Source organism: Craurococcus roseus (genome assembly GCF_039523795.1).
Classification (GTDB): domain Bacteria; phylum Pseudomonadota; class Alphaproteobacteria; order Acetobacterales; family Acetobacteraceae; genus Craurococcus; species Craurococcus roseus.
In genome coordinates this window covers 1-5,158 of sequence record NZ_BAAAFZ010000091.1, presented here as the reverse complement: position 1 = coordinate 5,158, position 5,158 = coordinate 1, and the positions used below count along the sequence as shown (strand labels likewise).

Here is a 5,158-nt window from a genome sequence, read left to right as displayed (position 1 = left end):
ATTCCATCGTCCGGCGCTCGTTGCCGCGGGCCAGCGCCACCGCGGTCGCGCCGCCCAGCGCGCGGGCCGCGGCCAGCGCCACCTCCACGCCGGCCGCGCCGCCGCCCACCACCAGCAGCCTTCCCGGTGGCGGGCCTCCGGCGAGCAGCCGCTCCCACGCGTCCAGGAACGCGTCGAGGGGGCGCAGCGCCAGCGTGTGCTCGGCCGCGCCGGGCACCAGGGCGGGCACCGTGCCGACCGACAAGGAGAGCAGGTCGAAGCGCAAGGGCGGCCCTTCGCGGCGCAGCAGGCACCCTGCGGGGAGGTCGAGGCCGGCGGCGTCCGCCATGATCCAGCGTGCCCCGGCCGCGGCGGCGAGCGCCGGCAGGTCGATCGTCGCTTCTTCTCTGGAAAGGCGCCCCGCCAGCACGCCCGGCAGCATGCCCGAGTAGATCGCCTCCGCCTCGCGCGCCACGAAGGTGACCCGCGTGTCGGCGGGCAGCGGCTGGCGCGCGAGGCCGCGGAGCGCGACCAGATGTGCCGCGCCGGCGCCGGCCAGCACGACCTCGCGCGTCAAAAGCGGGGCGGCGGCCGGTGCCTTGGTCGAGCGCATGGGCCTGCCAATGGCGCGGCCGCGCCGGGATGTCACGCCGCCGCCCGGTGAACAATCGGCGGGCCGGCGCGTTGCGCCGCGGAAGCGGATGTTGGACAAGGATCGGCGAGACACATGCCCAGCACCGGCGACCTCCCCGATCCTTTGCCGTATTGCGGCGCGCCGCCCCTGCCGGGCGGCGTGGCTTGGCGGCTGGACGATCCTTGGCTGCTCGGCACGCTCGCCCTCGGCTTGGCGCTCGCCTGGGGCCGGGCGGCAGACCGGCGCGCGTTGTTCCTGGGTTGGGCGCTGCTGGCAGGGGCGCTCGTGTCGCCGCTCTGCAACCTTTCCGTCGCGCTGTTCTCGGCTCGCGCGGGGCAGCACCTGCTGGTGCTGCTCGGGGCGGCGCCGCTGCTGGCCGCGGCCTTGCCGAAGCGGAGCCGGACGACCGCGGGCGAGGCGGCGGCCTCCGGCCTGCTCTTCGCCGCCGCGCTTTGGACGTGGCACCTGCCGGGCCCTTACGCCGCCACCTTCCGCTCGGACGCGGCGTACTGGGCCATGCACCTTTCCTTGCTCGGCGCGGCGTGGTGGCTGTGGCGCGGGCTGCTCGGTTCCGGCGCCGCCCGTCCGGAGGCGGCGTTGCTGGGCGGGCTGGCCACGGCGTCGCAGATGGGGGCGCTCGGCGCCCTGCTCACCTTCGCGCCGCGCGCCCTCTACGCGCCGCACGCCCACACCACCCTGCCTTGGGGCCTGACGCAGCTCGAAGACCAGCAACTCGGCGGGCTGTTGATGTGGGTGCCGGGCGGCGTCGCCTTCGCGGCGGTCGCGGTCCCGGCGTTGCTGCGTGTGGTGCTGGGGACGGAAACGGCGCCGCCGCCGGTCCGGCGCACCGGGGCGTGACGACGCCGCCACGCGCGCGCGCCGCCGTCGGACGGGCGGTGTTTGCGGCGCTGGCGCTCCCGGCCGCCGTCGGCTGCTCGGGCGTGCAAACCGTGCTGGACCCCATGGGAGTCCAGGCGGAGCGCATCGCACGCATCTCCTGGGTGCTGTTCGTGGGCGGCTCCGCCATCTTTGCGCTGGTGATGGCGCTGGCGGGCCTCGCGGTGTTCGCGCCGCCGCGTTGGCGCGGCTGGATGGCCTCGCGCCGCTTCGCGTTCCTGGGCGGCGTCGCGTTGCCGGCCGCGACCCTGCTGGCGTTGCTGGTCTGGACCCTGGGCATCTCCAACGCGCTGGTGGCGAACACGGACCCGCGGCCGCTCCGCGTCGAGATCGTCGCGCGCCAGTACTGGTGGGAGATCCGTTACCCGGACGCCGGCCCGGACGCCGTGACGGCGAACGAGCTGCGCCTGCCGGTGGGGCGGGAGGTGGAACTCACCCTCCTTTCCGGCGACGTGATCCACAGCGTCTGGATACCGAACCTGCACGGCAAGATGGACATGATCCCCGGCCGGGCCAACGTGCAGCGCCTGCGCGCCGACCGGCCGGGCGTGCTGCGCGGCCAATGCACGGAGTTCTGCGGCCAGCAACACGCGCTGATGGCCTTTTGGGTCGTGTCGGAGGGGCCGGCGGAGTTCGAGGCTTGGCTCGTGCGTCAAAAGGCCCCGGTGCCACCGCCCGCCGATCCGGTTGCGGAGCGCGGGATGCGGGTGTTCGGCGAGGCCGGCTGCGGTGCCTGCCACGCGGTGCGCGGCACGGAGTGGGACGCGCGGATCGCGCCGGACCTGTCGCGCGTGGGCTCGCGCCTGTCCCTCGCCGCGGGCGCCCTGCCCAACAACCGCGCCGCGCTGGCGGGCTGGATCGCCGGCGCGCAGGACATCAAGCCCGGCAACAACATGCCCTCCTACGGCCAGGCGCTGCCGGGCGAAGACCTCCTCGCCGTGTCCGCTTGGTTGGAGGGGCTGCGGTGAGCCCGCCCGACACCCACGGCGCCTCGGCCGGGACGCGCGCGGACCTGCCGAACCCGCTGCCGCGCCCGCCCGGCGAGTTCGAGGCGCTGAAGCGCGCTTGGCAGCGCCCGCGCGGCTGGCGGATGCTGTCGGAGGTCAACAACAACTACGTCGGCGCCCTCTTCGTGGCGACGGCGATGGTGTTCTTCCTCCTGGCGGGGGTGCTGGCGCTGATCATCCGCGCGCAGCTCGCGTGGCCCGGCCTGCGGATCGTGGACGCGGAGACCTACAACCAGGTCTTCACCATGCACGGCACGGTGATGATGTTCCTGTTCGCGGTGCCGGCGGTGGAGGCGGTCGGGATCAACCTGCTGCCGGGAATGCTGGGCGCGCGGGAGTTCCCCTTTCCGCGCCTCGGCGCGTACTCCTACTGGATCTATACGATCGGCGGCTTTTCGTTCTTCGCCAGCATCTTCTTCGGCGCGGCGCCGGACGGCGGCTGGTTCATGTACCCGCCGCTCACCGGCAAGGCGCATTCGCCCGGCATCAACACCGACATGTACCTGCTGGGCATCGGCTTCATCGAGATATCGGCCATCGCCGGCTCGATCGAGCTGATCGTGGGCATCCTGCGCTGCCGCGCGCCGGGCATGACGCTGGGCCGGATGCCGCTTTTCGCCTGGGCGATGCTGGTCTTCGCCATCATGGTGGTGCTGGCCTTCCCGGCGGTCATCGTCGCGAGCACGCTCCTGGAGCTGGAGCGCGCCTTCGACTGGCCCTTCTTCCTGCCCGAGCGCGGCGGCGACCCGCTGCTGTGGCAGCACCTGTTCTGGTTCTTCGGCCATCCGGAGGTCTACGTGATCTTCCTGCCGGCGGCCGGCATGGTGTCGATGGTGGTCCCGGCGATGGCCGGCGTGCCGTTGGTCGCGCACGGGCTGGTGGTGGCGGCCGTGGTGGGGACGGCGTTCCTGTCCTTCGGGCTGTGGGTGCACCACATGTACGCCACGGGCATCCCCGCGCTGAGCCTGGCCTTCTTCTCGGCCGCGGGCTTCGCCGTCTCCGTCCCTTCGGGGCTCCAGGTGTTCGCCTGGATCGCGACCTTCGCCTCCGGCAAGCGCGTCAGGATGGCGACGCCGACCCTCTACATGCTCGGCTTCCTGTTCGTCTTCGTCTGCGGCGGCCTGACCGGCGTGATGGTGTCCGTCACACCCTTCGATTGGCAGGCGCACGACACCTACTTCATCGTGGCGCACCTGCATTACGTGCTGATCGGCGGCATGGTGTTCCCCTTGATCGGCGCCTTCTACTACTGGGCGCCGGCGCTCGGCACCCAGCTCTCCGAACGCCTGGGCAAGCTCGGCTTCTGGCTGCTGTTCCTCGGCACCAACCTGACGTTCTTCCCCATGCACATTTCCGGCCTGATGGGCATGCCGCGGCGCGTGTACACCTACCCCGCCGGGATGGGGCTGGAATGGCTGAACGTCGCGTCCACCGCCGGCGCCTTCATGGTGGCGGCCGGCGCAGCCGTGGTGCTGCTGGACGTGGCGCTGCACTACCGGCCCGTCGGCTCGGGGGAGGACCCCTGGAACAGCGGCACCCTGGAATGGCTGAACAACGGCGACCACGGGCCGCGCAGCATGCCGCGCGTCACCGGGCGGTACCCGCTTTGGGACAACCCGGAACTGGCGCGCGAGGTGGACGCGGGCGGCCACTTCATGCCGGCGACCTACACCGGGCGGCGCGAGGCGTTGATCACCTCCGCCGCCGAAGCGGTGCCGCAGCACGTGCTCGTCGTGCCCGGGTCGGGCTGGGCGCACATCGTCGCCGCCGTGGGCACCGCCGTCTTCTTCCTGGCGCTCGCCGTGGAGGCGCTCGTCCCCGCGGGTGTGGCGGCGCTGGTCGCGCTCGCGGGCTTCCTGCACTGGCTGTGGAACGACACCGACCACGGCCCGCTGGCGCGGGAGGCCGACATCGGCGGCGGCCACCGCTTGCCCACCTACGTCGCCGGGCCCTCCGCGACGTCCTGGTGGGCGATGGCCTGCCTGTTCCTGGTGGACGGCACGGCCTACGCCTGCCTGATCGGCTCCTACCTGTACCTGTGGCTCGTCAACGGCGACGGCATGTGGCCGCCCCCCGGCACCTCGCTCCCGCTGGCCTTGCCGGGGCTGGCGGCCGCGGCCCTGTACGCGGCCGGCGCCGGGGTGTTCTGGCTGGCGATGCGGTCCCTCCGTCTGCGGAGCACCCTGCGTTGGTGGGCGCCGTTGCTCGGCTTCTTCCTGATGGCGGCGGGCTTCGCGGCCGACCTCGGCGCGCACTGGTTCGCGGGGGCGCGGCCCACCGCGCACGCTTACGGGGCGGCCGGCTACGCCCTGGTCGCGTGGCAGGGCTTCCACCTGGGGGTGCTGGCGATCATGGCGGCCTACGCCGCCGCGCGCCGCCTGGCCGGGCGGGTGGACGGCACCCGGCGCGTGACGGTGGAGGCGGTGGCGCTGTTCGCGCTCTACGTCGCCGCGCAGGGCGCCGCCGGCCTCGCGTTGCTGCACCTGTTCCCGCGGATGCTCCCGGCGTGAACGCTCCGGGCGGGGCGGGCCAGACGCGGCGGCGGGGCGCGTCGCCGGTGCTTTGGGCGGTGCTCGGCCTGCTCGTCTGGGCCGGGCACTTCTTCGCGGTGTACGCGGCGAACGCGCTCGCCTGCGAGCGC

The 5,158-nt window shown here is 73.5% G+C and carries 4 protein-coding genes; 3 read left to right on the top strand and 1 reads right to left on the bottom strand.

From position 1 onward, the window contains the following. On the bottom strand, nucleotides 1-592 hold a 592-nt coding region (locus tag ABD067_RS23320; protein ID WP_343897809.1), incomplete at its 3' end, for an FAD-dependent oxidoreductase. A gap of 114 nt (nucleotides 593-706) precedes the next feature. Between ABD067_RS23320 and ABD067_RS23315 the strand changes: the two genes are divergently transcribed. Genes ABD067_RS23315 through ABD067_RS23305 form a run of 3 tightly spaced genes read left to right on the top strand, consistent with a single transcriptional unit; the run spans nucleotide 707 to nucleotide 5,027 of the window. Next, nucleotides 707-1,471, top strand: a complete 765-nt coding sequence (locus ABD067_RS23315) for a cytochrome c oxidase assembly protein (protein ID WP_343897808.1) — start codon at nucleotides 707-709, stop codon at nucleotides 1,469-1,471. Beyond that, complete coding sequence (locus ABD067_RS23310; RefSeq protein WP_343897806.1) at nucleotides 1,468-2,478, top strand: cytochrome c oxidase subunit II; 1,011 nt, start codon at nucleotides 1,468-1,470, stop codon at nucleotides 2,476-2,478. The genes ABD067_RS23315 and ABD067_RS23310 overlap by 4 nt, the downstream gene beginning before the upstream one ends. Further along, nucleotides 2,475-5,027, top strand: coding sequence for a cbb3-type cytochrome c oxidase subunit I (locus ABD067_RS23305; protein WP_343897805.1), 2,553 nt, complete (start codon nucleotides 2,475-2,477; stop codon nucleotides 5,025-5,027). The genes ABD067_RS23310 and ABD067_RS23305 overlap by 4 nt, the downstream gene beginning before the upstream one ends. The last annotated feature ends 131 nt before the right edge of the window (nucleotides 5,028-5,158 follow it).

Excerpts from the sequence above, each read along its gene's own strand:
- ABD067_RS23315 (WP_343897808.1), top strand. The coding sequence starts at position 707 with ATGCCCAGCACCGGCGACCTCCCCGATCCTTTGCCGTATTGCGGCGCG.